The following is a 23,034-nucleotide window of genomic DNA, read 5'->3' as shown; positions in this document are numbered from 1 at the left end:
TACAGGAGCAGCGGCCAACGAAGTGTGGCGCTGGGGAGGTGTCCGATGAAGGAATCAACTGCCAAATCGGCTTTGCGCGTGTTCGCGATTCTGGAACTCTTTCAGATCCGGCAAGAGCCCCTGACGCTCAAGGATCTGGTCGCCGCGCTGGAAATCCCCACGTCGAGCGCCGAAGAACTGCTGAAGTGCCTGTGCCGCGAGGGGTATCTGTGTTTCGACACGGTGACGCGAACCTATATGCCGACCCCCAAAGTGACTCATCTGGGGTCGTGGGTGCCCGATGCGATGCTCATGCATGGCCGGTTGCAGGAATGCGCGCAGCGCCTCGGCATGCTTACCGGCGAGATGATCGCGGTCGCCACGGCCAACGAGCTGTTCATGCAGAATATCGCGTTCATCCCGCCGACGAAGGTTGTCGACATCCGGTTTTCCGAAGACCGGGTCTACCCGCTGGTGACGTCGGCGATGGGCGTGGTCTGGCTGTCGGACAAGGACGAGGCCCGGATCGAACGCCTCTACCGCCTCTCCATTGCGCGTGGGCTGGTGGACCGGACGAATCTTCCGCTCAATCGCCTGCTCTGCCGTGTCGAGGCTGTGCGCGGGCGAGACGTCGCAGTCATCGAATCGTCGCAGCACAGCAGCGCGACCATGGTCGCGGTCGCCGTTCCGGTTTCGGAGGCACGCAGGCGGGTGATCTTGAGCATCGGCGGCCCGTCCCAGCGGGTTCACGGTGATTTGAGCCGTATCAAGGATGCGCTGGCGCAGGAGCGGGAATGGCTGCTTGCCGCCTGATCGATCCCTTTGTCTTGTCCGTTTGAGGTGACGATTGGCGAAGCGGGCAATACCCCCCAATAATACGGACGATGGCATCCGGCTGGCGGATTACGTGCCGTACCGTCTGTCGACAGTTGCCGAATATATGAGCCGAACGCTGGCGCGACGATATCGTCAGCGGCACGGATTGCGGCGCCCGGAATGGAGAGTCATGCACATCCTTCATGAAGGGGGCGTCATGACCACGCAGCAGGTGATCGAGCGGACCAGCCTCGACCGGCTGCGTGTGAGCCGCGCCGCGATCAAGCTCGAGGATCGCGGCCTCATCGCGAGGGTCACGCGGCCGGACGATGCGCGAGGTCATCTGATGCAGTTGACGCCGCGCGGCCAGGGAATGGTGGCGGAGATCCTGCCCGAAGCCCGGGACTTTCAACGCTATCTGCGCGAAATCCTTACGGAGCAGGAATGGCAGGGCCTTGATGGCGCCCTCACGAAGCTCACTGCGGCTTTGTCCCCCGAAGACGGCGCGGCCGACGACGACGACTAGCTTCCGCCATAGCGGAACCACCGCCGATTGATGGAACGGCGTGCGCGCCCCTTCTACCGGAGGAGGCGGAGGCACAATCATGCATGTAACGCGCGCTGGATCGGCTCCAGCATATCAGGCGGTCGCGCATCACGGCGTAGAGGCTTTCCGCCTGCATGGCCGCGACGTCACGCCGCTGAAGGAATTCTGGGTCGGCCTTTCGGACTTTGCGCCGGGTGGCGGCGCGGAAAAGGGTTCGAGCCCGACCGCCAAGGTCTATATCGTCGTCGAAGGCGCGATCACGGTCGTGACCGCGAACGAGACCATAGAGCTGGGGCCGCTCGATTCCTGCCTTATCGAGGCCGATGAGGAGCGCATCGTCGAGAACCGCGGCGGCGCGCACGCGCGCATGCTGGTCGTGTCGCCGTCCTGATGCGCGCGGAGGAAACCCCGTCGGACTGGTCGAATGCGGTGCGCCGCGTTGGTGTCATCGGGGCCGGAACGATGGGCGAAGGCATCGCCCAGGGCTTTGCCGAAGCAGGCATCGCGGTGACGCTCTGCGACACCTCGGGCGCGCAATTGCGCCGCTGCACCGGGGCCATCGCCCGCAACGTCGCGCTGGCGCGGTCCTGCGGGTTGGACGAACGGGAGCCCGCGGCCGTCGCGCGAAATATCGACCCGGTAGAAACCGATGCGCCGGAGCTGGCGCTGGCAGGCTGCGCGCTGGTCATCGAGACGGTGCCGGAGCTGCCCGATCTGAAGCGCCGCATTTTCGCGAGCCTCGCTACGCTGCCGGGCGACGTTCTGATCGCGTCGAACACCAGTTCGATGACGATGGACGCGATCACGGACGGTCTGCTCAGCAGGGAGCGGATGCTCGGCGTCCACTATTTCAATCCGGCCCATCTCATACCCGCAGTCGAATTGCATCGCTGTGCGGAAACCAGCGCCGCCACGGTCGCGAAGGTCCGCGCATTGCTCGATCGCATCGGCAAGGTGCCGCTCGTGATCGAGAAGTCCGTTCCGGGCCTGGTCATCAACCGTCTGACCGCCGCCTTGATGCGCGAGATCGGCTATCTCCTCGACGAAGGCGTCGTCAGTCCGCGCGATCTGGATGCGGGCGTCAAGGCGTCGATCGGGTTCCGCATGGCATGGGTTGGTCCGATGGAGGGATCGGACTTCACCGGGCTCGATACGGGCGCGCGCGTCCAGTCGGCTCTGCTGCCGACTCTTTCCAACCGCGCCGGGCCATTCCAGCAACTGCTCGACCGCGTGGCGCGGGGCGATCTCGGCATCAAGACCGGCCGCGGCTGGTACGATTATACGCCCGACCAGGCCGCATCGATCACGGAGGCGCGCGATCGCGGCCTCATCCAGCAGATGAAACTGTTTCGGGGTGCCAGAAATCCATGAAGCTCGTGACCTATTCTTCGACAAAGGGGGGTATCCCGTCGATCGGTGTCATGGTCGGCGATGGCATCGTCGATCTGCCCGAGGCATCGGGACATCGCCTGCCCGCGACCATGCTGGCGTTCCTCGAAGGCGGCGACGCCTTCATGGACATGGCGCGCGCGGCGGTAGCGGCGGCTGCCCCCCGTCCGCTCGCGGAGATCAGACTGCATGCACCGTTGCCGCGCCCGCAATCGATCCGCGACACGATCAGCTTCGAAGGACACATGCGCTTCTTCAAGGAGCGTACCGGGCGTCCGGTGCCGGATGTCTGGTTCGAACGCCCGATCTATTACAAAGGCAATCCGGCGACGGTGATCGGTCCAGATGACGATATCCGGTGGCCGAACTTCTCCGAAAAGCTCGATTATGAGCTCGAATTCGGGGTTATCATCGGCACGCGCGGATCGGATATCCCGATCGAGAAGGCGCTCGATCACGTGGCCGGCTACGTCATCTTCAACGATATGTCGGCGCGTGAGACGATCACGTACGAAACCGGCGGCAACCTGGGGCCCGCCAAGGGCAAGGATTTCGACACCGGCAACGTCATGGGGCCCTGGCTCGTGACCCGCGACGAGATCGACCCGTCCGACCTGGCACTCGAAGCGCGCATCAACGGCGAGGTCTGGTCGCGCGGACGCAGCTCCGACATGCGCTGGAGCTTCGCGCAGATCATTTCCTTCATTTCCCAGTCGGAAACGCTCCACCCCGGCGACTTCATCGGCTCTGGAACCTGCGAAAAGGGATGCGGCGCCGAACTCGACCGATGGCTCAAGCCGGGCGACGTGATCGAACTCGCCGTCGAAGGGCTCGGCGTGCTCCGCAACACGGTGACGCGAGCATGAGCGCCATGATGGATACGCGCGCGCTTTTCGACCTTTCCGGCAAGTCCGCGCTCGTCACGGGTGCCTCGGGAGCCTTCGGCGCTGCCGCGGCGCGTGCCCTGGCCGCGGCAGGCGCGCACGTCACGCTGAGCGGCGCGAACGAAGCCGCACTCCGCGTGATCGGCGATGAACTGGGCGACCGCGCCTCCATTGCGATTGGCCGCCCGGCGGACGAAGCATCCGCGGGCGCTCTCGTCGCCGCGGCGGCGGAGGCGCGCGGTCTCGATATCCTCGTGGCGGCCAGCGGCACGTCCGTCGTGGCACCGGCGCTGGATCTGACGGTCGAACAGTTCGACCGCGTTCAGGATGCCAACGTCCGGCAATCCTGGCTGATCGCCAGAGCCGCGGGCCGCGTCATGATCGCCCAGGGCCGGGGCGGCCGGATCCTGTTCGTGTCGTCGGTTCGCGCGGCTTTCGCCAGCCCGGCGGGGACGACCGCTTATGGAGCATCGAAGGCGGCCGTCGACATGCTCACGCGCTCGTTCGCGGCGGAATGGGGCAAGCACGGCATCACCGCGAACGCGATCGCGCCCACGATCTTCCGCTCGGAGCTGACCGCCTGGATGTTCAGCGAGGCGGGGGCGCCGCGCCGCGAGAAGGCGCTCGAACGCATCCCGCTCGGGCGTCTGGCCGAACCCGAAGATTTCGCCGGCGCGGTGATTTTCCTCAGCGCCAAGGCCGGCGCGTACGTGACCGGCGAGGTTCTGCGCGTCGACGGCGGTTTCAGCGCGAATTAAACAAGGGACGATTCAATGGCTATCAACACCTACGCCCACGTCGAGACGCTCGAGGAATATGCGAAACGCTTCGCGGAATTTTTCACCTTCCGTCGCGAGAACGGGATTCTCGAGCTGAAGATGCACACGAACGGCGGCCCGGTACATTGGTCCTACCAGTTCCACCACGCCCTCGCGGAGGTGTGGACCGCGATCGGCCACGACAAGGAAAACGAGTGCCTCATCATCACCTCCACCAATCCCTACTGGATCGCGCAGTGGGACACGGAGAGTTTCAAGGAAGTTGAAGACTCCGCCGACGCCGACCAACGCTACAATGTGCAGATCTACGACACGCTCAAGGTCGTGGAGAATTTCCTGAACGACATCGAGATCCCCACGATCGCGGCGGTCAACGGCCGCGGCACGCATTGGGAAACGGCCGTGATGAGCGACATCACGCTGATTTCGCCCGATTTCGTCCTGAAGGACAATCACTATGCGATGGCGAACGGCCATGTTCCGGGCGACGGCATGGGCCTTTCGCTACAGCATCTGCTCGGCCCCAAGCGCGGCAACTACGTTATGATGACCGGAACGGAACTGCCGGCCGAAGAACTCATCAAGCTCGGCATGGCGAACGAGATCGTCGAGAAGGACAAGCTGCTCGACCGCGCCTGGGAGCTTGCCCACTACGTCATGAGCAAGAACCGCTCGTGCCGCCGGTTGACGCACAAGCTCTGCGTCAGGCCGTGGAAGGCGCTCGTCGAACGCGACTTCCGTCTCCACGTCATGGCCGAGATGTATTCGTTCAACCTTTCGGCCTCCAATCATGATTTCAACGCCATCAAATGGAAGAAGGCGGATGAAGGCTGACGCGGGGGAAACGGATTGATGCCCCACGGCGCCGAGCGTGCGTTTAGTGGCGGGCCGCGCGCAGGCGCGGTCGGCACCGTGCGAGCCTAAGGTGCATCTTCGCGGCCTCAATCTGAACCTGCTCGTTGCGTTCGATGCGCTCGCCGGTGCTCCGACGCTCACCGAGGCCGCTCAGCGCCTGTCGCTGACCCAGTCCGCTCTGTCGGGCGCGCTGAAACAGCTGCGGCAGCACTACAACGATCCGCTGATCCTGTTTTCGGCCGCGGGGCCGCGTCTCACGCCCCTCGGCGAGCGGCTGCGACCGATCATTCGGAACATCCTCGTCATTGCCGAGGATACGTCCAAACTCTCGTCGGAATTCGACCCGGCCTCAAGCGCCGCAATATTCGATCTGCGCGCCGCGGACTGGATAGAGCTGATTTTCCTCAAGGACGTGCTTGGCGACATCGCGGCCAAGGCACCCGGCGTGTCGGTGTCGGTTCAGTCAACCGCACCGCGACCCGCCAAAGACATTTTCGCCGAAAACGCCGATCTGGTGCTTACTTCAGAGGCTTTCCTCGATCCGGACCGGCCCAGCGAATATCTCTTCGAGGACGCGTTCGCGTGCATCGCCTGGACCGGAAATACGCACGTGGCAGCCGGCCTCGATGCCGGCACGTTCGAACACTTGTATCACGTCGGCGTCGTGACCGGTGCGGAAGGAGTCAGTGCGGTCGACGAGATGCTCCGGCGTCATTCCGTACGGCGGAATTTGACCGTGCGGACGTCTGCCCACGCCATACTGCCGCAGGTCATCATCGGAACCGATCTGCTCGCGGTGACCTCAAGACGGTTCGCGATGCAGATCGCACCGTCGCTGCCGGTCGCGGTTTTCGATCTTCCCTTCGCGGTGGGCCCCCTGAGGATCGCGATGCAATGGCAAGCCTATAGAGAGAGCGATCCGGCGATGCTCTGGCTGCGAGAGCAGGTCGCCGCGCGCGCGCGCATCATGCCCGCATTGCCGGAATCGATCGGCACATCGGTGCAATAGATTGGAAAAATCAGGCTCTGCGCTGCACATCGAGCGCCGAAAATCATAAGGATGCTCCCTATGGCGACCGCCACGATCGAGAACGACACCTTCCTCTCCGGCCTTGTCAGCCAGGCGGATCTCGACTTCTTTCGCGCGAAAGGGGCGATCTGCATCCGGGGCGTCGTTGACCTGCATACGGTCGAACGGGCGCGCGCGGCATCGGCGGAGGTTATCGAGGCCCGACTCGCGGCGCTGGAGGCACAGGGCCAGCCGCGTCACGCCGGCCCGCAATTTCATCACATGATCCGTGTCGCCGACGAACACCCGGTCCTTCACGACATCCTCGTCAACTCGAAACTTCCGTTGGTCGCGCGCGACCTCATGCAATCGCGCAAGGTCATCGTCTTCGGCGATTCCCTGTTCGACAAGGAGCCGGGCGCGCTGACGAAGACGCCGTGGCACCATGATCAGCCTTACTGGCCCGTCCGCGGTGAACAGGTGTGCTCGACCTGGCTGGCTCTCGACGCCGTGACGCGGGAGAATGGCGGCCTCGAATATGTCGCGGGCTCCCATCGCTGGAATCGCTGGTTCCGCCCGAAGTTCTTCAACGGCACCGAATCATCGGATACCCGGTTTGAAACGATTCCCGATTTCGACGCCGATCGTGACGACTATGAAATCCTGCACTGGGAGCTCGAACCGGGCGACGTGCTCATTCATCAGGGCCTCACCGTTCATGGCGCTGGTGAGAACACGCGCCTCGAATTGAGCCGGCGCGCTTATGCCCCGCGTTATGTCGGCGAGGAAACGTGGTGGGATCCCGAATTCCATTCGAGCAAAGGAAACCCCAAGGCTTCGGTGCTTGAAAAGGGCGATCCGTTGGATCGACACGGCATTCATGAGGTCGCGCTCGAGGTCTAGATCCAGCGGCATTCTCAAGCAGGACGGTGCGCCGTTATCGCTTTGGAGGAGTATCGGCATCCGGCTGGATCGAAGGATCGGCGCGCGCGAATGAATCCAGCGCTGAAGCTCTTGCCACCGCTGCAAGAATGTTGGGAAAGGCTTCTACCGGCACATCGAAGCGTCTGGCAGAATACATCTGGGGTACGAGGTAGACGTCGGCGATGGTCGGCGTCTCCCCGAAAGCAAAACCCCGGCCGTGGCGGCCGACGAGCGCTTCGATCGCTTCGAAACCTTCGGTTACCCAACGGCATATCCATCTGTCGATTTGCGCTTTCGACGCATGAAGCTCATCGCGCAGCTCGTTCAGCACGCGAAGGTTGTTGAGCGGATGGATGTCGCATCCGATGATCGCCGCCATGCCGCGAACGATCGCCCTGCCCGCTGCGTCGGTGGGCAAGAGTGGCGGCGTTGGGTAGCGCTCCTCCAGCCATTCTATGATGGCCGGCGATTGAAACAGCGCTTCGCCGCCAGCTTCGAGCGTCGGCACAAGGCCCTGAGCATTGAGCCTGCGATACGGCGTTGCGGCCTGTTCGCCCTTGCGAAGATCGACCGAGACCTGCTCGAAGGCGATGCCCTTGAGGTTCAGCGCAATCCTGGTGCGATAGGCAGCGGTTGATCGCCAATAGCCGTGCAGTTTCATGACGCCCTCGAAGGCAATATCCGCGCTTTGGCATGGCCGAAGCCTAGTGCAACCCGGCCCGGAGCCATCGCGCGGGCCGTCAATATAATCTCGTCCCCGTCCTCGAGAAACGTTCGCGTCTCGTCGCCCGGCAATGCGATCGGCATCGCGCCTCCCCTCGAGAGTTCCATCAGGCTTCCATAACCTCCTGGATCGGGGGCGGAGATCGTGCCGGTGCCAAGCAGATCACCGGGCTGCAGATCGCAACCGTTTGAGCTGTGATGAGTCACCATCTGGGCGATCGTCCAATACATATTGCTCGCCGAGCCGGTGCTCAGCCGGTGGGGGTCCAGGCCCGATGCACGCATGTGCGCCGTTGTGAGCGATACTTCCAGGTCAATTGCCAACGCGCCTCGAGCTTGGTCCTCCGAATCCAGCAGATAGGGCAGCGGATCGGGATCGCCCGGCGCGCGCCGCGGCTGCGCAATGCGATAGGGAGCAAGCGCTTCCGCGGTGATCACCCATGGCGATACGGTCGTATGGAAATTCTTGGCGAGGAAGGGCCCGAGCGGCTGATATTCCCAAGCCTGGAGGTCACGCGCCGACCAGTCATTGAGAAGGCAGAGCCCAACTATATGCTCGGGTGCCTCGGCAATCGAGATTGGTTCTCCCAACAGATTGCCGCGCCCGATCCAGACCCCCAGCTCCAATTCATAGTCGAGACGCCGGCTGGGGCCGTAGCTTGGGCTTTCCTCGTCGGCGGATTTTCTCTGGCCTTTGGGCCGCACGACGTCGATGCCCGACACGCGTATCGAAGAGGCCCGGCCGTGATAGCCGATCGGGATATGCTTATAATTCGGCAGGAGCGGATTATCGGGGCGGAACTGCTTGCCGATATTGGTCGCGTGATGAATGCCGACATAGAAATCTGTATAGTCGCCGATTGCTGCGGGCGGATGCATCACGCAGTCCACCGTCGCAAGCAGCGCCGGTTCTATTGTGGCGCTGTACTCCGTCCTGGACAACAGGCGTGAGAGGACGTGGCGCAAGGCGCGCCGTTCCGTCGCGGGCAGAGCAAACAAGGCGTTGAGGGTGGAGCCGTCCAGCGTTCGCGCAGCCACAGCGGGAAGCAGGTTGGCGATCTTCTGAAGATCGAGGATGAAGTCGCCGATCGCGACGCCTGGCCGCGGGCGACCGTCCGGCGACGAAAAGATACCAAGCGGAAGGTTCTGGATAGGGAAATCCAAATGACCGTTGGCACTCTCGATCCAGCTCCGAAGCGCGGCATCGTGCGTCTCGTCGATTAAAAACGTCACAGGCTCGGCACCTGGGCCTTGATGAAGTCGTTCCAGCAATCGTCATAGTCGTGCTGCAGCAGGGGCGTATCGCCAGCCCAGCGCGTGGAGCGCAAGACATGGCGGCTCTCGAACATGAAGGCCATGGTATCCTCGATCTTGTGGGGCTTGAGATCGACCGCGACCGCTGCCTCGTAGCTCGCGCGATCGGGGCCGTGGCCCGACATCTGGTTATGCAGCGAAGCGCCGCCCGGCGCGAAGCCGCCGGCCTTGGCGTCGTAGACGCCGCTGATCAGCCCCATGAATTCGCTCATCACGTTCCGGTGAAACCAGGGCGGACGGAATGTATCTTCCGCCACCATCCAGCGCGGCGGAAAGATCACGAAATCGCAATTTGCGGTGCCGGGGGTATCGCTGGGCGAGGTCAGAACCGTGAAGATCGAGGGGTCAGGGTGATCGAAGCTCACCGTGTTGATCGTGTTGAACCGGCGCAGATCGTAACGGCACGGCGCAAGGTTGCCATGCCACGCGACGACATCGAACGGCGAATGATCGAGTTGCGTACTCCATAATCCGCCCTGGAATTTCTGGATGACTTCGCAGCCGGTATCCCGATCGACAAACCACGCCACCGGTGTTTCGAAATCTCGCGCACTGGCCAGTCCGTTAGACCCGATCGGGCCGAGATCCGGCAATCGGAATGGGGCGCCATAATTCTCGCAGAAATAGCCGCGCGCCGTGCCATCAGCCGGATCAACGCGAAAGCGCACGCCACGCGGAATCAGCGCGATTTGAAGCGGCGAGACGTCCATCAACCCAAATTCGGTGGTGAGACGAAGGCTGCCCTGCTGGGGAACAAGCAACAGTTCGCCGTCTGCGTTCTGGAAGGCACGGTCGTGCATCGGGCGGTTAAGCGCGTAAAGATGGACGCCGATGCCGCTGCCCGTCCCGGCATCGCCGTTGCCGCAATAGGTGGTGATGCCATCGACAAAATCAGTCGGCTCGACGGGTATGGGCAGTGGATTCCACCGCATGCGATTCGGCGAAGGCGGCACCTCCTCGAATGGGCCGGAGCGCATCAGCGTTGCGCGCGGATACGGCTTGAAGCGCGCGTGGCTGGCGGTGGGGCGCAGGCGGTAGAGCCAGCTCCGTCGGTTCTCGGCTCTGGGCGCGGTGAATGCAGTGCCGGAAAGTTGCTCCGCATAGAGGCCGAAAGGAACGCGCTGCGGGTTATTTCGCCCGACCGGCAAGGAACCGGGCACCGCTTCGGACGAGAGGTGGTTCAGCAAACCCGTCAGGTAGGAGCACTGGTCACGGGGTGGGACGATCATTTCGGGCTCCATCGGTGTCTCATCGACCTTCCCGGTCGAAGGAGATCATCTCAGGTGATACGGTCTCACTTTCGACGCTAGGTCTGGAGATGATTTCCGGTGTCGCGGATTTGGAACGCGTCTGCTTTCGTCGTCGCGATGGCGTCACCAGGCAGATGAGTTTGGGTTGCTCAGGTGATTTTCAGCAGTCGCAGGATCGCGCCCGGCACGGCTTCCAGCGGAGCAAGAACATTGGCGAGACGCGCGCGGATGAGCGCGCCGGCCAAGACATGATCGACGAGATCTGCAAGCCAATCCGCATCGTCGGCCATGTTCCGTTTTGCCAGAACCGCCTGGACCGATGCCCTTATCCGGGCCGCATGTTCCAGTTGATGCGCCCGCATCGTCTCTCGGATACCGTCGGGAACAGCGACCCCCAACGCCATGTTGAACGTTCCGAGAACGCCGCCATATTCCTCCAGCAACAGCCGCTGCGACGTCACGAACCAATCGAGATGCGCCTTGAACATGGACTCCACGTCGCCATCGCCGGAATATATCTGGCTTATGTCCGACCAGTTGGCGGCCCACACCCGTTCAAGCGTTTCCGCCGCGATCGCCTCTTTCGACGGGAAAGCGTGATACAGACTGCTCTTGCTGACCTTGGCGGCCTTGCAAATCGCATCGGTCGAGACGGCGTGATATCCGTGATGCCAGAACAATTCGGTCGCGGCCTTGATGATGCGATCGCGAGCCGACGCCCGATCGTTTGTTCCGGTCATTCGTCGATCTTCCTTTCCTGCAAATCTTAGCGCCTCTGCCCGCGCATCACCCTGCGCAAGCACTGGACCGATCGGTTCAAAAGAGTCTACAAGGCTATAGAGATCAGAGTCCCACAGAAAAGAATGGGAGCCTGACGCACAAGGTTTTCGGACGATGGAGAGGAAGCGGAACGATGACGCAGCTCGACCTGACCGGCGGCTATGACCCGGAATTCGACTGGCCCTTGCAGAGCCGCCCGGAAAATCCCGAGATGCGGGAAAGTGTTTCCTTCTGGGTGTCGGACAACGCGGGCCGGTTCGGCTTTCCGCGAATGTGCATCGAGGTCGTCGCAAAGACCTGGGAGGATCGCGGCATCGAGGCCAATATCGCCTTCCCGGACGGGCGCGTTCTGATCGGCTCCAACGGATATCCGGCCCGGGAGGCCAAATCGGCGAATGGCAGGATTGTCGAGCTCAACGCAGGGCCGCTGAGCTTCGAACTGGTCGAGCCGCTGAAACACTGGCGGATGGTCTTCGACGGGCCGGCCTACGAAAGCACGGTCGCGCGCTCCATCAACGCACACACGGGCGGTCCGTCCAGAAACGTGCGTATATATGTGGATGCCATCGCCGCGGTCCCGGCCTGGTCGCCGGGCGAACTGGCTGCGCGCAGCGGCGACAAGTCGACGGAGCTGGCGATGGGCGCGGTTGGCGGCCACCGTCACGAGCAACTGTTTCGCTGCACGGGCACCTTCAGCATCGAAGGCGAAACCGAACAGCGGTTCGAAGGGACCGGGCTGAAAATTCGGCGGACGGGCGTGCGCGATATCGGCGCGTTCCCCGGCCATTGCTGGATGTCGGCGGTGTTCCCAAGCGGGAAGGCTTTCGGCATTCAATCCTTCCCGGAACGAGCCGATGGCACGCCTGCCTATAGCGAAGGCTTCGTCTTCGACGGCCAGGAGAAGATCTATGTGAAGGTGCTGCAGATTCCGTGGATGGAGTCGTTCACGCCCCACGGCGGCGATGTCGGCATCGTACTTCAGACCGACGACGGCGAGACGATACGGATCGATGGCAAGACCCACGATTCCACATTTATCGCCTTGGGCAATCCGATGTTCGGAAACTGGCTCCAGCCGCAAGGCGAACCCCCGCACGGCGTTCCGCTGCCGTTTCATCAGGGGGGAGCCCGTTACACCTGGGACGGAGAAACCACCTACGGCATGATCGAGCGATCTTACCCCGCCGACAAGATCAAGGGCTGAAAAAGCCAATCCGAAGGGGGAGGATAAGATGACGAGCGAGAAGGCTCTGCTGGACCGCGCCATCAAGGCGACCGGTCTGTCCGATTTTGGCGATGATGGTTTTCGTGTCGGGCTGCGCGTGCTGTTGCGCTCGCTTGCATCTTCCGGCGTGCCCGCGACGCAGAGCGACGCCATGCTGGCGGCCTGGCAGCGCAATCTCGAAACCCGGTTGAAGCTGGTTGACCACCGCAATCGCCATCCGGAAATCGCCTTTCAGGAGATCGACGGGCCACTCGTCGTGATGGGCTTGCCGCGAACCGGAACGACGGCGCTGGTGGATCTTCTGGCGCAGGATCCCGCAGCCAGGGCCCCGCTCCAGTGGGAAACGGCAAACCTGTTTCCTCTCGCGGAGAGAGCGACGTGGGCGGACGATCCACGGATCGAGGCGCTGGAAGCACGGTTCCGCGCGGAGGCTCCGACGAGCCCGATCGTGGCATCCGGAATGCACATCTTCGGCGCCCGTTTGCCGGACGAATGCAATAGCTTCCTCGGCCTGGATTTCTGGAGTCCCAATCTCGCTGTTGGAACGCTGCTTCCCGAATATGTCGAGTGGTTACGCTTCACGCGGCCAGAGAGGCCTTATCACTTTCATAAATCGATATTGCAGCATCTACAGACGGGCGGGCCGGCGGGCCGGTGGGTTCTTAAATCTCCATTTCACTGTTTCGCAACGGCCGGGCTGGTGGCGGAATATCCCAACGCCATGTTGGTGCAAACGCATCGTGACCCCGTCGAGCAACTGGCGTCGAATGCGGGCATCGTTTCGCTGATCCGGGGCTATGGACCGGATGATCCGAGGCGTGCCGCGACGGGACGCGAGCAAGCCGCGCAATGGGGCACCGGCATGCAGCGCTGCCTGGCAGACCGTGCCGATCCCGTCCTCAACGCACGTATTCTGGATCTCTCGCATCGCGAACTGTTCCGCGATCCGTTGGCCGCGATGCAAAAGGTCTACGATCATTTCGGCCTGCCCTTCACCGCCGAGGCCGAGCAGGCGGCGCGCGCCTGGCTCTCGAACCCGGCGCAACACAAGTCCAGCATTCGCTTCACGCTTGCGGATTTCGGACTGACGGAAGACGAAGTCGATGCGGCTTTCGGACCCTACCGGGAACGCTTTGCCGAATATTTCTAGGAAAGACACCCAACATATATCGCCGAAGCACAGAACCCCTCGGCGGGATTCACGTCCTCATTCGTCAGCAAGCCATGCAGTTCAGCGGTCTTTCCGTATCATCATCGCGACGTTGCGGCCGGCCGCCATCGCCGGGGCGTTGGTGTTGCCCGAGGGCAGCTCGGGGAAGATAGAGGTATCGACGACGCGCAGGCCGGAGACGCCCCGCACCCGCGCCAGAGGATCAACGACGGATGCCGCATCGGATCCCATGCGGCAGGTGCCGGCGACGTGATATGCAGTGCCGCCCCGCGCAAGGTAATCGGCGAGGATCTCGTCGTCGGTTTGGACCGCGCGGCCCGGCATCATTTCCTCGATCATCAACTCCGCGAGGGCCGGCTGAGAGGCGATCTTGCGAATGTAGCGCACCAGCCGCACCGCCGTTGCCTGATCCTCCGGGTCGGTCAGATAATTGGCGAGGATATACGGCGCGGCATCGGGATCGGCCGAGACGATGTGCATCTCGCCCAGCGAGACGGGATGCATCGGATAGCCGCCGATCGTGAGGCCGGGTTCCTTGTCCAGTTCCAGACCCTTGGGGCCCAGTCCCATCGAATATAGCCCCACGCCGATCTGGCAGTCCGGCCGCGAGAGTGCAGGCTCCGTCTTGACGTAGCCGATCAGCTCCTGCGCGGCGTGGGTCATCGGACCGCTGCTGGCGATCACGTACCGCAACACGTTCCACAACAGGCGTGGCCCGGCGAATTCGTGGTTCAGGCTGCCGCGCTTCACCCGGTATTTGGTCTGCAGATAAAAATGCTCGCGCAGGTTGCGCCCGACCTGCGGCTGATCGTGGACCACCGCGATGCCGAGATCCTGCAGCAGCCGGGCCGGGCCGATCCCGGAAAGCTGAAGCAGCTTCGGCGACTGGATCGCGCCCGCCGACACGATGATCTCGCGACGGGCATCGATCCTGCGAACCCCGCTCGCATCGCGGACTTCGACGCCAGAGGCGCGCTGCCCGTCGAAGAGGATACGCAGCACGTCCGTATCGGAAATCACCGTCAGGTTCTTGCGCGCCAGCGCAGGACGCAGGAATGCCTTTGCTGCGCTCTGGCGCTTGCCCTTCCAGATCGTCCGGGCCTGATAGCCGATCCCGCCCTGCGGACTGGCGTTGGTGTCGGCGACGCGCGGCGTGCCGGCCTCCGCGGCCGCGTCGATCACCGCCTCGCACAATTCGTCGCCCGCGACCTTGCGCGGATGTGTGCTGATCCGCAGCGGCCCGCCAACGCCGCGCTCGGGTGTCTCCCCGAGCTCGTGGTCTTCCATGGCCTTGAAGTGCGGCACCATGTCCGCCCAGCCCCAGCCGGTGCAACCTAGCTCGGCCCAGCGATCATAGTCCGAAGCAAAACCGCGCGCGTAGATCATGCCGTTGACGCTGCTCGATCCGCCGATCGCACGGCCTTTGACCCACTTCTCGGTCCCGCGATTGCCGGCTTTTGTGACGTCGTACGACCAGATGTGCGGGTTGCCAGGCGCCATCAGCTTGCCGACGCCACGCGGCATGTCGATCAGGAAATGCCTGTCCGCTGGGCCGCTTTCGACCAGCAGTACGTTGTTGCTGGGATCGCTGGACAATTCCGCGGCGAGGACGCAGCCGGCTGACCCTGCCCCAACGATAATATAGTCTGCGGTGTCGATCACTTCGGCTCCTCGCGTGGGCGGGCCACGGAATAGTGTTGGTTTCGGCCCTGCGTGGCAACCGCATGGCGCGATGTCACCACTCCAGGTGGAGTGCCTCCAGCGCCATGATGTTGCCACCGCGAGTCTCGATATGCCGAATTGATGTCATCCGAAAGGGCGGCATACGATGCAGCCATTCCCGCAGAAATTCCTCGGCAGCACCTCGAATCTGGTGGCGATTTCCTCCGAAGCCGCTGCTGATCTCGCGGATGCTCGGCGAGATGCCACATGACACTGCATTCTTCGCGCGACAGGATGTTGAGACGAAGCGTGTTTGTGAACGAGGTCCAATGGCGACCGCTACCGTAAACCCCAAGACATCGTGATTTGCGACAGTTGTTGGCGACTGTCGCAATGTTGCAGCACGCCTAGCCGCCGTCCCGCGGATAAGCCTCGATCGCATAGTCGCGGCCCACGACGTTGATGAGCCGCCGCAGATACACGCGAATATATACGCGCCACGCTCGCTCCGCACGCAGCACCTCGCCGTCCGCCATCAGCCGCACGAGCAGATGCTTGGCGCGCACCCCGTCCTCCAGGTGCGCGCGTTCATATTCCGGCGTCGGCAGCCATCGCGAGATGTTCTCCATATGCCGGTTGAACACGTCATCTACCATCAGCCCGATTGCGCGGATCACGAGATTGTCGGCATGTTCTATCAACGCGCGACGAAAAATCCGCTCCTGCTCGTTGAATTTGGGGCGATTGCCGATGCTGAACTCCTGCGATGCGGCGCATCGCGCGAGGTGTTCGAGCGCATCGTGATCGCGGCGCGCGGCAATGCCCGCCGCGATCGACGGTTCGTACGTCAGCCTTGCCTCGAAAAGCTGCACCATCGAGATGCTCCGCGTCTGCAGATAGACCCCGAAATGGCTGGTGATCGGATCCATTGAAGGCGTGAGGACGCGCGCCCCGCCGCCGACCCCGCGTTTGACTTCGACCAGTCCTTCCGCCTCGAGCAAGCGGATCGCCTCGCGGTAACTCGGCCGCGAAACGGAATGTTGCGCCATGATCTCCACTTCGGATGGCAGACTGCTTCCGCGGGGCAGGCGGCCGGTGGCGATGTCGCCACGCAGCGCGTCGGCCAGGCGCTCGGCTTTGCTTGCCCCGGCAGCGAAGGCGGAGGGCATCGCCTCGGGATCGTTCGTCGTCATCGAGCCTTGCGTGTTCCTCTCTCGCATCGCGATGCGGTCCCCTCTGTCGATAGGAGGACTCTCGCGGCAACGGAAACATTCTATATTGTTTATAATGCTTGTTCTATAGATTTATATGTATTAGCTCAACCGGACAAGCCGATCGAAGAATCGGATTGGGACGCGCGGAATACATTCGTGCGGCCAAGGGATGAGGAGGAGAGGTTATGGCTGTACAATGGCGGGCCGTAGGGGTTGCCGCACCTATTCTGCTGGCAGCGATGATGCACCCGGCGGCGGCGTTGGCAGCGACACCCCCCGAAGACCCAGCGCCAGAGGGCTCGACGGCTGGCGACCAGTCACCGGCGCCAGATATCGTCGTTACCGCGCGTCGTCGCGCGGAATCGATCCAGACGGTGCCGCTCAGCATCCAGGCGTTCGACAGCACGACGCTTCAGGAGCGACAGATCCTGCGCGTGTCCGATCTCACGCAGGTCGTGCCCGGCTTGACCGCGCAAGCCTCGCCATTCGGCAATTCGGCACTGACGCTGGCGATCCGCGGGCAGCGGCAGGGGCTCGCCAACATCGCCTATGATCCCGCCGTCTCCGTCTATTCGGACGAAGTTGTGCAGGCCCGTTCGCAAGGCCTCAACGATGCCTTCTTCGATTTGGCGAGCGTGCAGGTGCTGAAAGGTCCGCAGGGCACGTTGTTCGGACGCAACACCACCGGCGGCGCAATTCTCATCACGTCGCAGGCACCCAAGGACAGCTTCGGCGGCTATGCGGACGTGACGCTCGGCAACTACGACATGTTCCGCGCCGAGGGTGCGATCAATCTGCCGATCACCCGCTCGCTCTCGCTGCGTTTGGCGGGGGTGCGGACGCGGCGCAGCGGCTATCTCGCCAATCCGCCGAGTGGACGTGCGGTCGATGATCAGCGTACCGAAAGCTGGCGCGCCTCGCTGCGTTTTGCGCCTGCCGGCATCGGTTTCGAAAACCGCCTCGTCGTCAGCGGCTTCAACGAGGCCGACAGCGGCGTCGCCTACAAGCTGATCGAATTGAACCCCGCGAGCTTGACCGCGCCCGCACAGCCGGACCTCGATTTCTACAAGACAGCCGATTTCTACACGACCAACGCAATCGTCCCGGCACAGGGTACGCGGATCAGGACACTGTCCGTTTCCAACATCTCCACGATCGAAGCGGGCGGCATCACGATCAAGAACATCTTCGGTTTCCGCAAGGTCGATTCATCGATCTTCTTCGACCTTGACGGTGCCAGCCCCCTGATCGCGCAGAGCGAGCAAACGACACACGAGCACCAATGGAGCAACGAGACTCAGGTGCTCGGCAGTGCCTTCGAAAAGCAGCTCGACTATGTCTTCGGCGCATATTTCTTCCGCGAGGACGGTGACGAGCAGCAGTCGGTTGCGCTGCTAAACGCGACCAGCGGAACCAACACGCTGACCGATTACAGTATCACCAGCGAGACGGCCGCCGCCTACGGCCAGGCAACCTACAAGCCAGACTTCCTGCCGCATGTCTCGTTCACCGGCGGGTTGCGCTACACTGCGGATCACAGGGATTTTGCGACGCGCTCGCGGCTTTTCAACGGCACCTGCCGGCTCATCAGCGCCGATGTCGGCGGCGTGCCGCTCAATCCCTGCTTTGCCTCGCGTTCGATCGGCTTTGACAAGCTGACGTACACCGCGAGCGCCGACTGGGCATTTGCACCTAACAACCTGCTCTACGTCACGCGCCGTTTTGGCTATCAGGCGGGCGGCTTCACCAATTCGGCGCTGCGCCCGGCCGACTTCGCGCCCTATCGCCCGCAAACGGTGCAGGACTGGGAGGTCGGGCTCAAGACGCGCTGGAAAGCCGGCTTCGTCAGCGGTCGCGCCAACATCGCGCTGTTTCAGGGTGATTATAAGGACATTCAGCGCCTGTTGCGCTTCACGACGACCAACCCGTCGGGTCTCCCGTTTCCGCAGAACTCGATCCTAAACGCGGCGTCGGCGACGACGCGCGGCATCGAGTTCGACGGCACGCTCCGGTTCGGCGCCTGGGTCGAGATAAGCGCCGCCTACACGTATCTCAGCGCCAAATACGACAAATACATCGTCGCCAATGGCGGGACGACGCAGGATTATACCAACTCGCTGTTCGCCGGCTCGCCCGAACATTCGATCAGCGGCGCGGTCCGCGTGAAACTGCCGGTGCCGGAGAGCTTCGCGCGCACGCACATCCAGCTCGACGGCGCATACCAGACCAAGACCGTGTCCGACGATACCACGAATTTCGATCCGGTCACGCAGACGGTGATCCCGCGGGCGATCCTGCCCGGGTTCGGCACGATCAACATGCGGCTCGATCTCGACGAGGTCGGCGGGCGCCCGCTCAAGCTGTCGGTCTTCGTCAAGAACCTGACCAAGGAACGCTATTACACCGCCGGGATCGATAGCTACACCAGCATCGGCGACGTGGTGCGGCTGCTTGGTGCGCCGCGCACTTTCGGCGTCAATGCCCGCTACGAATTCTGATCAGGAGCGTTTGACCGCATGACCGACGCAACGCTGCATCCGTACCGCCACGCGATAGACCACCCCGACCGGCCCGCCTTCGTCGTGGCGGACACCGGCGCGGTGTTGACCTATCGCGCGCTCGACGAAGCGTCGAACCGGGCGGCACAGCTGTTTCGTTCGCTCGGGCTGCGACCTGGCGACCGGATCGGGCTGTTGCTGCGCAATGGCCCCGATTTCCCGATCGCCTATTGGGGCGCGCAGCGCGCCGGGTTGATGACCGCGCCACTATCCACGCATCTCAAGCCCGAAGAGGCCGCGTACATCCTGAAGGATTGCAACGCCCGCGTGCTCGTTACCGGGCGCGACGTCGGCGACAGCGCGGTGGCGCTGGCCGCGGCGCATGCAAGCGGAGAGCTCGGCGTCGACGCGGTGTTCGACGTCTGCGCGCCACCGATGGCGGGCGCGCAGAACTGGCAGGACGCGCTGGCCGCGCAGCCGGCGACGCCGATCGACGACGAGACGGCGGGCTATTACCTCGTCTATTCGAGCGGCACGACGGGTCGACCCAAAGGGATCATCCTCCCTTTCACGCCTGGTCCGATCGGGCAGCTCGGCCAAACCGAACAAGCATCGATCGCCCGGCTGCAGGGGTTCGATCCGCTCGTCACCTTCAACGGTGCGCCGCTGTATCACGCCGCACCGCTTGTCTCGATGATCGTGACGCACCGCGCCGGCGGCACAGCGGTCGTGCTGCGCAAGTTCGGTGCGGAAGCTGCCTTGCGCGCGATCGACCAATGGAAGGTCAAGTCGGCTCAGTTCGTGCCCACTATGTTCGTGCGGATGCTGGCGCTGCCCGACGAGGTTCGCGCCCGCTACGACGTGACTTCCCTCGAAATGGTCGTCCACGCGGCCGCGCCGTGCCCGGTCGATGTAAAGCGCCGGATGATGGACTGGTTCGGTCCGATCATTCACGAATATTACAGCGGCTCGGAAGCGGTAGGACAATGCTATATCACGCCTGAGGAATGGCTGCGAAAGCCCGGTTCGGTCGGACGCGCGGTCTGGGGCATCCTCCACATTTGCGACGATAGCGGAGACGAGGTGCCGACGGGCGAGGATGGCCTCGTCTACTTCGAGAGCGACCGCCCGTTCGAATATCTCAATGATCCCGAAAAGACGGCGAAGTCGCGCCATCCACGCCACCCGACCTGGATCGCGCTTGGCGATATCGGGCACGTCGATGCCGACGGTTATCTGTTCCTGACCGATCGCAAGGATTTCATGATCATATCGGGCGGGGTGAATATCTATCCCCAGGCGGCCGAGAACCGGCTTATCGACCACCCGGATGTCGCCGACGCAGCGGTGATCGGCATCCCCGATCCTGAATATGGAGAGGGTGTACTCGGTATCGTTCAGCCGGCGCCGGGCGTCGAGGCCGGGCCGGCGCTCGAACGTCGCCTTATCGATCACTGCCGCGCCGCAATCTCCAACATCGCGTGCCCGCGCACGATCCGCTTCGTCGAAGAACTCCCGCGGTTGCCGACCGGCAAGCTCGCCAAACACGAACTCCGCCGCCGCTTTTCGACGGTTGATGCATGATCGAGACGACCACCACGATACCGTCGAGGGGCCGGTGGGGGGTGTTGGCGCTGTTGGTTCTGATCACCACCATCAACCTGATGGACCGGCAATTGCCGTTCATCATGGCGGAACCGATCCGCAAGGAATTCGGTCTGAACGATACGCAGCTCGGGCTGCTCGGCGGATTCGCTTTCTCGCTGGTCTATGCGCTCGGCGCGCTGCCGCTGGCGCGGCTTGCCGATCGCACGTCGCGGCGGACGGTCCTGTCGGCCTGCCTCGCGGTGTGGAGTCTGTTTACGGGGCTTGGCGCGCTTGCCACCGGCTTCGGGTTTCTGATGGCGACCCGCGCCGGCGTCGCGATCGGCGAGGCGGGTGCGGCACCGTCGTCGCACTCGATGATCGCCGATCTCTTCCCGGATCGCCGCCGCGCGCTGGCGATGGCTCTCAATACCGCGGGGATACCGCTTGGCGTTCTGTTCGGCATGGCGATCGGCGGCTTCCTGTTGACCAATTTCACCTGGCGGCAGGTGCTCGTGATGGCGGCGGTTCCCGGACTGCTGCTGGCGCTCGTCCTGATGGCGTTCGTGCGTGAGCCCCAGCGGATCGGCGCGGTTGCGGGCGTGGCGGGGCCGGGCTTTGCCGCATCGGTCAGGATTCTGGCTGGCCAGCCGTCGTTTCGCTGGCTGTGCGCAGGCGCGACGCTGGGCGCCTTCTCGACGTCGGCGGGCGCTGCGTTCGGGCCCGCCTTCCTGATCCGCGCGCATGGTCTTTCGATCGGGCAGGCCGGCCTTGCCTTCGGTCTCATGCTTGGTGCGGGCGGCGTAGCCGGGGGCATTTCGGCCGGGTTGCTCGCCAGCCGGATCGCGGCGAAGGATCCGCGCTGGTTGATGCGGATTCCGGCGATCGGCGCGGCGATCCAGATGCCGCTCTATTGCGCGTCCTGGCTGATCCCCGATCTTCGCCTGATGATCGTCATCCAGGCGGCGGGATGGTTGATCGGCAGCAGCTATCTGTCGCTGAGCTATACCGCGACGCAGGCGATCGCCGCGCCCAGGATGCGCGCTTTCTCGTCCGCCGCGATCCAGTTGGTGCTCAATCTTCTCGGCAACGTGCTCGGCCCGATCGTCGCGGGAATGTTAAGCGATCGCATCACTATCGGGCCGGGCGGCGGACTGGGTATCGCGCTATCGGTTTGCGGGCTGGGAATGGGGCTCGCCTGTCTGTCGTTCTGGCGCGCGTCGCGACTGATCGGCGGGGATATCGTTGCGGCCAGGGCGCTGGCGGCAGCATGAGCGGGCCGCTTGCCGGCGTGCGCGTGCTGGAGTTTACCGGCATCGGTCCGGGGCCGTTCGCGACGATGCTGCTCTCCGATCTCGGTTGCGAGGTAACGCGCATCGACCGGCCGGGCGGCGATCCGCGCCTGCCGGTCGATATCACGTCGCGCGGCCGGGTGTCCGTGGAGCTGGACCTCAAGGATGCGAACGCGGTTGCCTTCGCGCTCGACGCGATCGCGCGGGCTGATGTCCTGATCGAAGGCTATCGGCCCGGCGTGATGGAACGGCTCGGCCTTGGCCCCGAAGTCGCCTTGGCCCGAAACCCGCGCCTCGTTTATGGCCGTGTCACTGGCTGGGGGCAGACCGGACCGCTCGCAAACGCCGCCGGACACGATATCAATTACATCGCGCTGACGGGCGCTTTGCACGCCTTGGGCAATCCTGGCACGCCCCCCCCTCCCCCGCTCAACCTGGTAGGGGATTTTGGCGGCGGCGCGCTCTACCTGGCGCTCGGCGTGGTCGCCGCCCTTTACGAGCGCGACCGGTCCGGTCGTGGGCAGGTGATCGACGCGGCGATCGTCGACGGCGTCGCGTCGCTGACGGCGATCCTGCACAGTCTCGCCGCGAGCTTTCCCGGATCGACCGAGCGCGGGCGCCTCGGGCTGGCGGGAGGTGCACCCAACTACCGCTGCTATGAATGTGCCGACGGCGAATATATCGCGGTCGGCGCGCTGGAGCCGCAGTTCCACGCGCTGCTGCTCGAAAGTGTCGGTGTCGGCCTCGACGTACGCGACCGCGAACCCGGAGAGACCGCGGGCTGGGCGGAAGAGATCGCCGCGCTCGACGCAGCCTTTCGTCGCCGGACACGCGACGAATGGGCTGCGCTGCTGGAAAGGAGCGATGCGTGCGTGCAACCAGTATTAGCTCTAGCGGATGCGGCGCAGCACCCGCACCTGGCCGCGCGCCAGACGTACACAGAGGTCGAGGGCGTCACCCAGCCCGCGCCCGCGCCCCGCTTTTCCCGCACGCCGGGCCGCGTCGGTTCGTCAGCGCCGCAGCCCGGTGAGGGCGGCCTCGCCCGGCTCCGTGAGTGGGGCGTTTTGCGCGATCTTTAAGCCGTCAGCCAAAAGATCGGTCATCTCCATCGCCCGGCAAACCTGCCGAGGCGAGATTGC

The 23,034-nt window shown here is 63.6% G+C and carries 21 protein-coding genes; 15 read left to right on the top strand and 6 right to left on the bottom strand.

What is annotated here, in order from left to right:
* Positions 1-45: 45 nt before the first annotated feature.
* The 9 genes from Q5H94_RS00485 to Q5H94_RS00445 all read left to right on the top strand — a co-directional run bounded on the left by Q5H94_RS00485 (position 46) and on the right by Q5H94_RS00445 (position 7,161).
* Complete coding sequence (locus Q5H94_RS00485) at positions 46-792, top strand: IclR family transcriptional regulator (RefSeq protein ID WP_304559018.1); 747 nt, start codon at positions 46-48, stop codon at positions 790-792.
* A 127-nt stretch (positions 793-919) separates the two neighbouring features.
* Entirely contained in the window at positions 920-1,321 is a 402-nt protein-coding gene (locus Q5H94_RS00480; RefSeq protein WP_304559735.1) for a MarR family winged helix-turn-helix transcriptional regulator, read from the top strand.
* A 79-nt stretch (positions 1,322-1,400) separates the two neighbouring features.
* Entirely contained in the window at positions 1,401-1,733 is a 333-nt protein-coding gene (locus Q5H94_RS00475) for a cupin domain-containing protein (protein ID WP_304559016.1), read from the top strand.
* The gene (locus Q5H94_RS00470; RefSeq protein ID WP_304559014.1) at positions 1,733-2,713 is read left to right on the top strand and encodes a 3-hydroxyacyl-CoA dehydrogenase family protein; all 981 of its coding nucleotides are present in this window, start codon (positions 1,733-1,735) and stop codon (positions 2,711-2,713) included. Before Q5H94_RS00475 ends, Q5H94_RS00470 begins: the two co-directional genes overlap by 1 nt.
* Complete coding sequence (locus Q5H94_RS00465; RefSeq protein WP_304559012.1) at positions 2,710-3,597, top strand: fumarylacetoacetate hydrolase family protein; 888 nt, start codon at positions 2,710-2,712, stop codon at positions 3,595-3,597. Before Q5H94_RS00470 ends, Q5H94_RS00465 begins: the two co-directional genes overlap by 4 nt.
* A gap of 8 nt (positions 3,598-3,605) precedes the next feature.
* Positions 3,606-4,373 (top strand): SDR family NAD(P)-dependent oxidoreductase, encoded by a 768-nt coding sequence (locus tag Q5H94_RS00460; RefSeq protein WP_304559010.1) that lies wholly within the window; start codon positions 3,606-3,608, stop codon positions 4,371-4,373.
* A gap of 15 nt (positions 4,374-4,388) precedes the next feature.
* A complete protein-coding gene (locus Q5H94_RS00455) occupies positions 4,389-5,228 on the top strand; it encodes an enoyl-CoA hydratase/isomerase family protein (RefSeq protein ID WP_304559008.1) in 840 nt (279 codons plus the stop codon).
* Positions 5,229-5,319: 91 nt separating this feature from the next.
* On the top strand, positions 5,320-6,258 hold the full coding sequence (locus Q5H94_RS00450; protein ID WP_304559006.1) for a LysR family transcriptional regulator: 939 nt from the start codon (positions 5,320-5,322) through the stop codon (positions 6,256-6,258).
* Positions 6,259-6,318: 60 nt separating this feature from the next.
* Complete coding sequence (locus Q5H94_RS00445; protein WP_304559003.1) at positions 6,319-7,161, top strand: phytanoyl-CoA dioxygenase family protein; 843 nt, start codon at positions 6,319-6,321, stop codon at positions 7,159-7,161.
* A gap of 34 nt (positions 7,162-7,195) precedes the next feature.
* Here Q5H94_RS00445 and maiA read toward each other — a convergent pair whose 3' ends face one another.
* The 4 genes from maiA to Q5H94_RS00425 form a co-directional block, all read right to left on the bottom strand.
* Positions 7,196-7,843 carry a maleylacetoacetate isomerase gene (maiA, locus tag Q5H94_RS00440; protein ID WP_304559002.1) on the bottom strand — a complete coding sequence of 216 codons (648 nt, stop codon included), beginning with the start codon at positions 7,841-7,843 and terminating at the stop codon, positions 7,196-7,198.
* On the bottom strand, positions 7,840-9,138 hold the full coding sequence (gene fahA, locus Q5H94_RS00435) for a fumarylacetoacetase (RefSeq protein WP_304559001.1): 1,299 nt from the start codon (positions 9,136-9,138) through the stop codon (positions 7,840-7,842). The genes maiA and fahA overlap by 4 nt, the downstream gene beginning before the upstream one ends.
* The gene (gene hmgA, locus Q5H94_RS00430) at positions 9,135-10,460 is read right to left on the bottom strand and encodes a homogentisate 1,2-dioxygenase (RefSeq protein WP_304559000.1); all 1,326 of its coding nucleotides are present in this window, start codon (positions 10,458-10,460) and stop codon (positions 9,135-9,137) included. The genes fahA and hmgA overlap by 4 nt, the downstream gene beginning before the upstream one ends.
* Before the next feature lie 158 nt (positions 10,461-10,618).
* Positions 10,619-11,272, bottom strand: a complete 654-nt coding sequence (locus Q5H94_RS00425) for a TetR/AcrR family transcriptional regulator (protein ID WP_304558999.1) — start codon at positions 11,270-11,272, stop codon at positions 10,619-10,621.
* 110 nt (positions 11,273-11,382) lie between these two features.
* Here Q5H94_RS00425 and Q5H94_RS00420 point away from each other — a divergent pair, with 110 nt between their 5' ends.
* Together Q5H94_RS00420 and Q5H94_RS00415 are read left to right on the top strand one after the other, a co-directional pair.
* Positions 11,383-12,453, top strand: a complete 1,071-nt coding sequence (locus tag Q5H94_RS00420; RefSeq protein WP_304558998.1) for a DUF7064 domain-containing protein — start codon at positions 11,383-11,385, stop codon at positions 12,451-12,453.
* A 28-nt stretch (positions 12,454-12,481) separates the two neighbouring features.
* The gene (locus Q5H94_RS00415; protein ID WP_304558996.1) at positions 12,482-13,624 is read left to right on the top strand and encodes a sulfotransferase family protein; all 1,143 of its coding nucleotides are present in this window, start codon (positions 12,482-12,484) and stop codon (positions 13,622-13,624) included.
* Positions 13,625-13,705: 81 nt separating this feature from the next.
* On the opposite strand, the gene Q5H94_RS00410 is transcribed toward Q5H94_RS00415, so the two are convergent.
* Both Q5H94_RS00410 and Q5H94_RS00405 read right to left on the bottom strand, forming a co-directional pair.
* Positions 13,706-15,307 carry a GMC family oxidoreductase gene (locus Q5H94_RS00410; RefSeq protein ID WP_304558994.1) on the bottom strand — a complete coding sequence of 534 codons (1,602 nt, stop codon included), beginning with the start codon at positions 15,305-15,307 and terminating at the stop codon, positions 13,706-13,708.
* A 407-nt stretch (positions 15,308-15,714) separates the two neighbouring features.
* A complete protein-coding gene (locus Q5H94_RS00405; protein ID WP_304558993.1) occupies positions 15,715-16,500 on the bottom strand; it encodes a FadR/GntR family transcriptional regulator in 786 nt (261 codons plus the stop codon).
* A 206-nt stretch (positions 16,501-16,706) separates the two neighbouring features.
* Here Q5H94_RS00405 and Q5H94_RS00400 point away from each other — a divergent pair, with 206 nt between their 5' ends.
* From Q5H94_RS00400 to Q5H94_RS00385, 4 genes are read left to right on the top strand one after another with little or no spacing between them, the layout of a single operon-like run.
* Complete coding sequence (locus Q5H94_RS00400) at positions 16,707-19,019, top strand: TonB-dependent receptor (protein ID WP_304558991.1); 2,313 nt, start codon at positions 16,707-16,709, stop codon at positions 19,017-19,019.
* Positions 19,020-19,037: 18 nt separating this feature from the next.
* The gene (locus Q5H94_RS00395; RefSeq protein ID WP_304558989.1) at positions 19,038-20,603 is read left to right on the top strand and encodes an AMP-binding protein; all 1,566 of its coding nucleotides are present in this window, start codon (positions 19,038-19,040) and stop codon (positions 20,601-20,603) included.
* Between the two features lie 41 nt (positions 20,604-20,644).
* On the top strand, positions 20,645-21,877 hold the full coding sequence (locus tag Q5H94_RS00390) for a spinster family MFS transporter (protein WP_304558988.1): 1,233 nt from the start codon (positions 20,645-20,647) through the stop codon (positions 21,875-21,877).
* Positions 21,874-22,974: a CaiB/BaiF CoA transferase family protein gene (locus Q5H94_RS00385; RefSeq protein WP_304558986.1), complete on the top strand. Its 1,101-nt coding sequence runs from the start codon at positions 21,874-21,876 to the stop codon at positions 22,972-22,974. The genes Q5H94_RS00390 and Q5H94_RS00385 overlap by 4 nt, the downstream gene beginning before the upstream one ends.
* The last annotated feature ends 60 nt before the right edge of the window (positions 22,975-23,034 follow it).

The sequence above is a fragment of the Sphingomonas immobilis genome, from assembly GCF_030580995.1.
Classification (GTDB): Bacteria; Pseudomonadota; Alphaproteobacteria; order Sphingomonadales; family Sphingomonadaceae; genus Sphingomonas; species Sphingomonas immobilis.
The sequence above is the reverse complement of the archived record's forward strand: the minus strand, read 5'-3'. Positions and strand labels throughout refer to the sequence as shown.

Excerpts from the sequence above, each read along its gene's own strand:
- Q5H94_RS00485 (WP_304559018.1), top strand. The coding sequence starts at position 46 with ATGAAGGAATCAACTGCCAAATCGGCTTTGCGCGTGTTCGCGATTCTG.
- Q5H94_RS00480 (WP_304559735.1), top strand. The coding sequence starts at position 920 with ATGAGCCGAACGCTGGCGCGACGATATCGTCAGCGGCACGGATTGCGG.
- Q5H94_RS00475 (WP_304559016.1), top strand. The coding sequence starts at position 1,401 with ATGCATGTAACGCGCGCTGGATCGGCTCCAGCATATCAGGCGGTCGCG.
- Q5H94_RS00470 (WP_304559014.1), top strand. The coding sequence starts at position 1,733 with ATGCGCGCGGAGGAAACCCCGTCGGACTGGTCGAATGCGGTGCGCCGC.
- Q5H94_RS00465 (WP_304559012.1), top strand. The coding sequence starts at position 2,710 with ATGAAGCTCGTGACCTATTCTTCGACAAAGGGGGGTATCCCGTCGATC.
- Q5H94_RS00460 (WP_304559010.1), top strand. The coding sequence starts at position 3,606 with ATGGATACGCGCGCGCTTTTCGACCTTTCCGGCAAGTCCGCGCTCGTC.
- Q5H94_RS00455 (WP_304559008.1), top strand. The coding sequence starts at position 4,389 with ATGGCTATCAACACCTACGCCCACGTCGAGACGCTCGAGGAATATGCG.
- Q5H94_RS00445 (WP_304559003.1), top strand. The coding sequence starts at position 6,319 with ATGGCGACCGCCACGATCGAGAACGACACCTTCCTCTCCGGCCTTGTC.
- maiA (WP_304559002.1), bottom strand. The coding sequence starts at position 7,843 with ATGAAACTGCACGGCTATTGGCGATCAACCGCTGCCTATCGCACCAGG.
- hmgA (WP_304559000.1), bottom strand. The coding sequence starts at position 10,460 with ATGGAGCCCGAAATGATCGTCCCACCCCGTGACCAGTGCTCCTACCTG.
- Q5H94_RS00420 (WP_304558998.1), top strand. The coding sequence starts at position 11,383 with ATGACGCAGCTCGACCTGACCGGCGGCTATGACCCGGAATTCGACTGG.
- Q5H94_RS00415 (WP_304558996.1), top strand. The coding sequence starts at position 12,482 with ATGACGAGCGAGAAGGCTCTGCTGGACCGCGCCATCAAGGCGACCGGT.
- Q5H94_RS00405 (WP_304558993.1), bottom strand. The coding sequence starts at position 16,500 with ATGACGACGAACGATCCCGAGGCGATGCCCTCCGCCTTCGCTGCCGGG.
- Q5H94_RS00400 (WP_304558991.1), top strand. The coding sequence starts at position 16,707 with ATGGCTGTACAATGGCGGGCCGTAGGGGTTGCCGCACCTATTCTGCTG.
- Q5H94_RS00395 (WP_304558989.1), top strand. The coding sequence starts at position 19,038 with ATGACCGACGCAACGCTGCATCCGTACCGCCACGCGATAGACCACCCC.
- Q5H94_RS00385 (WP_304558986.1), top strand. The coding sequence starts at position 21,874 with ATGAGCGGGCCGCTTGCCGGCGTGCGCGTGCTGGAGTTTACCGGCATC.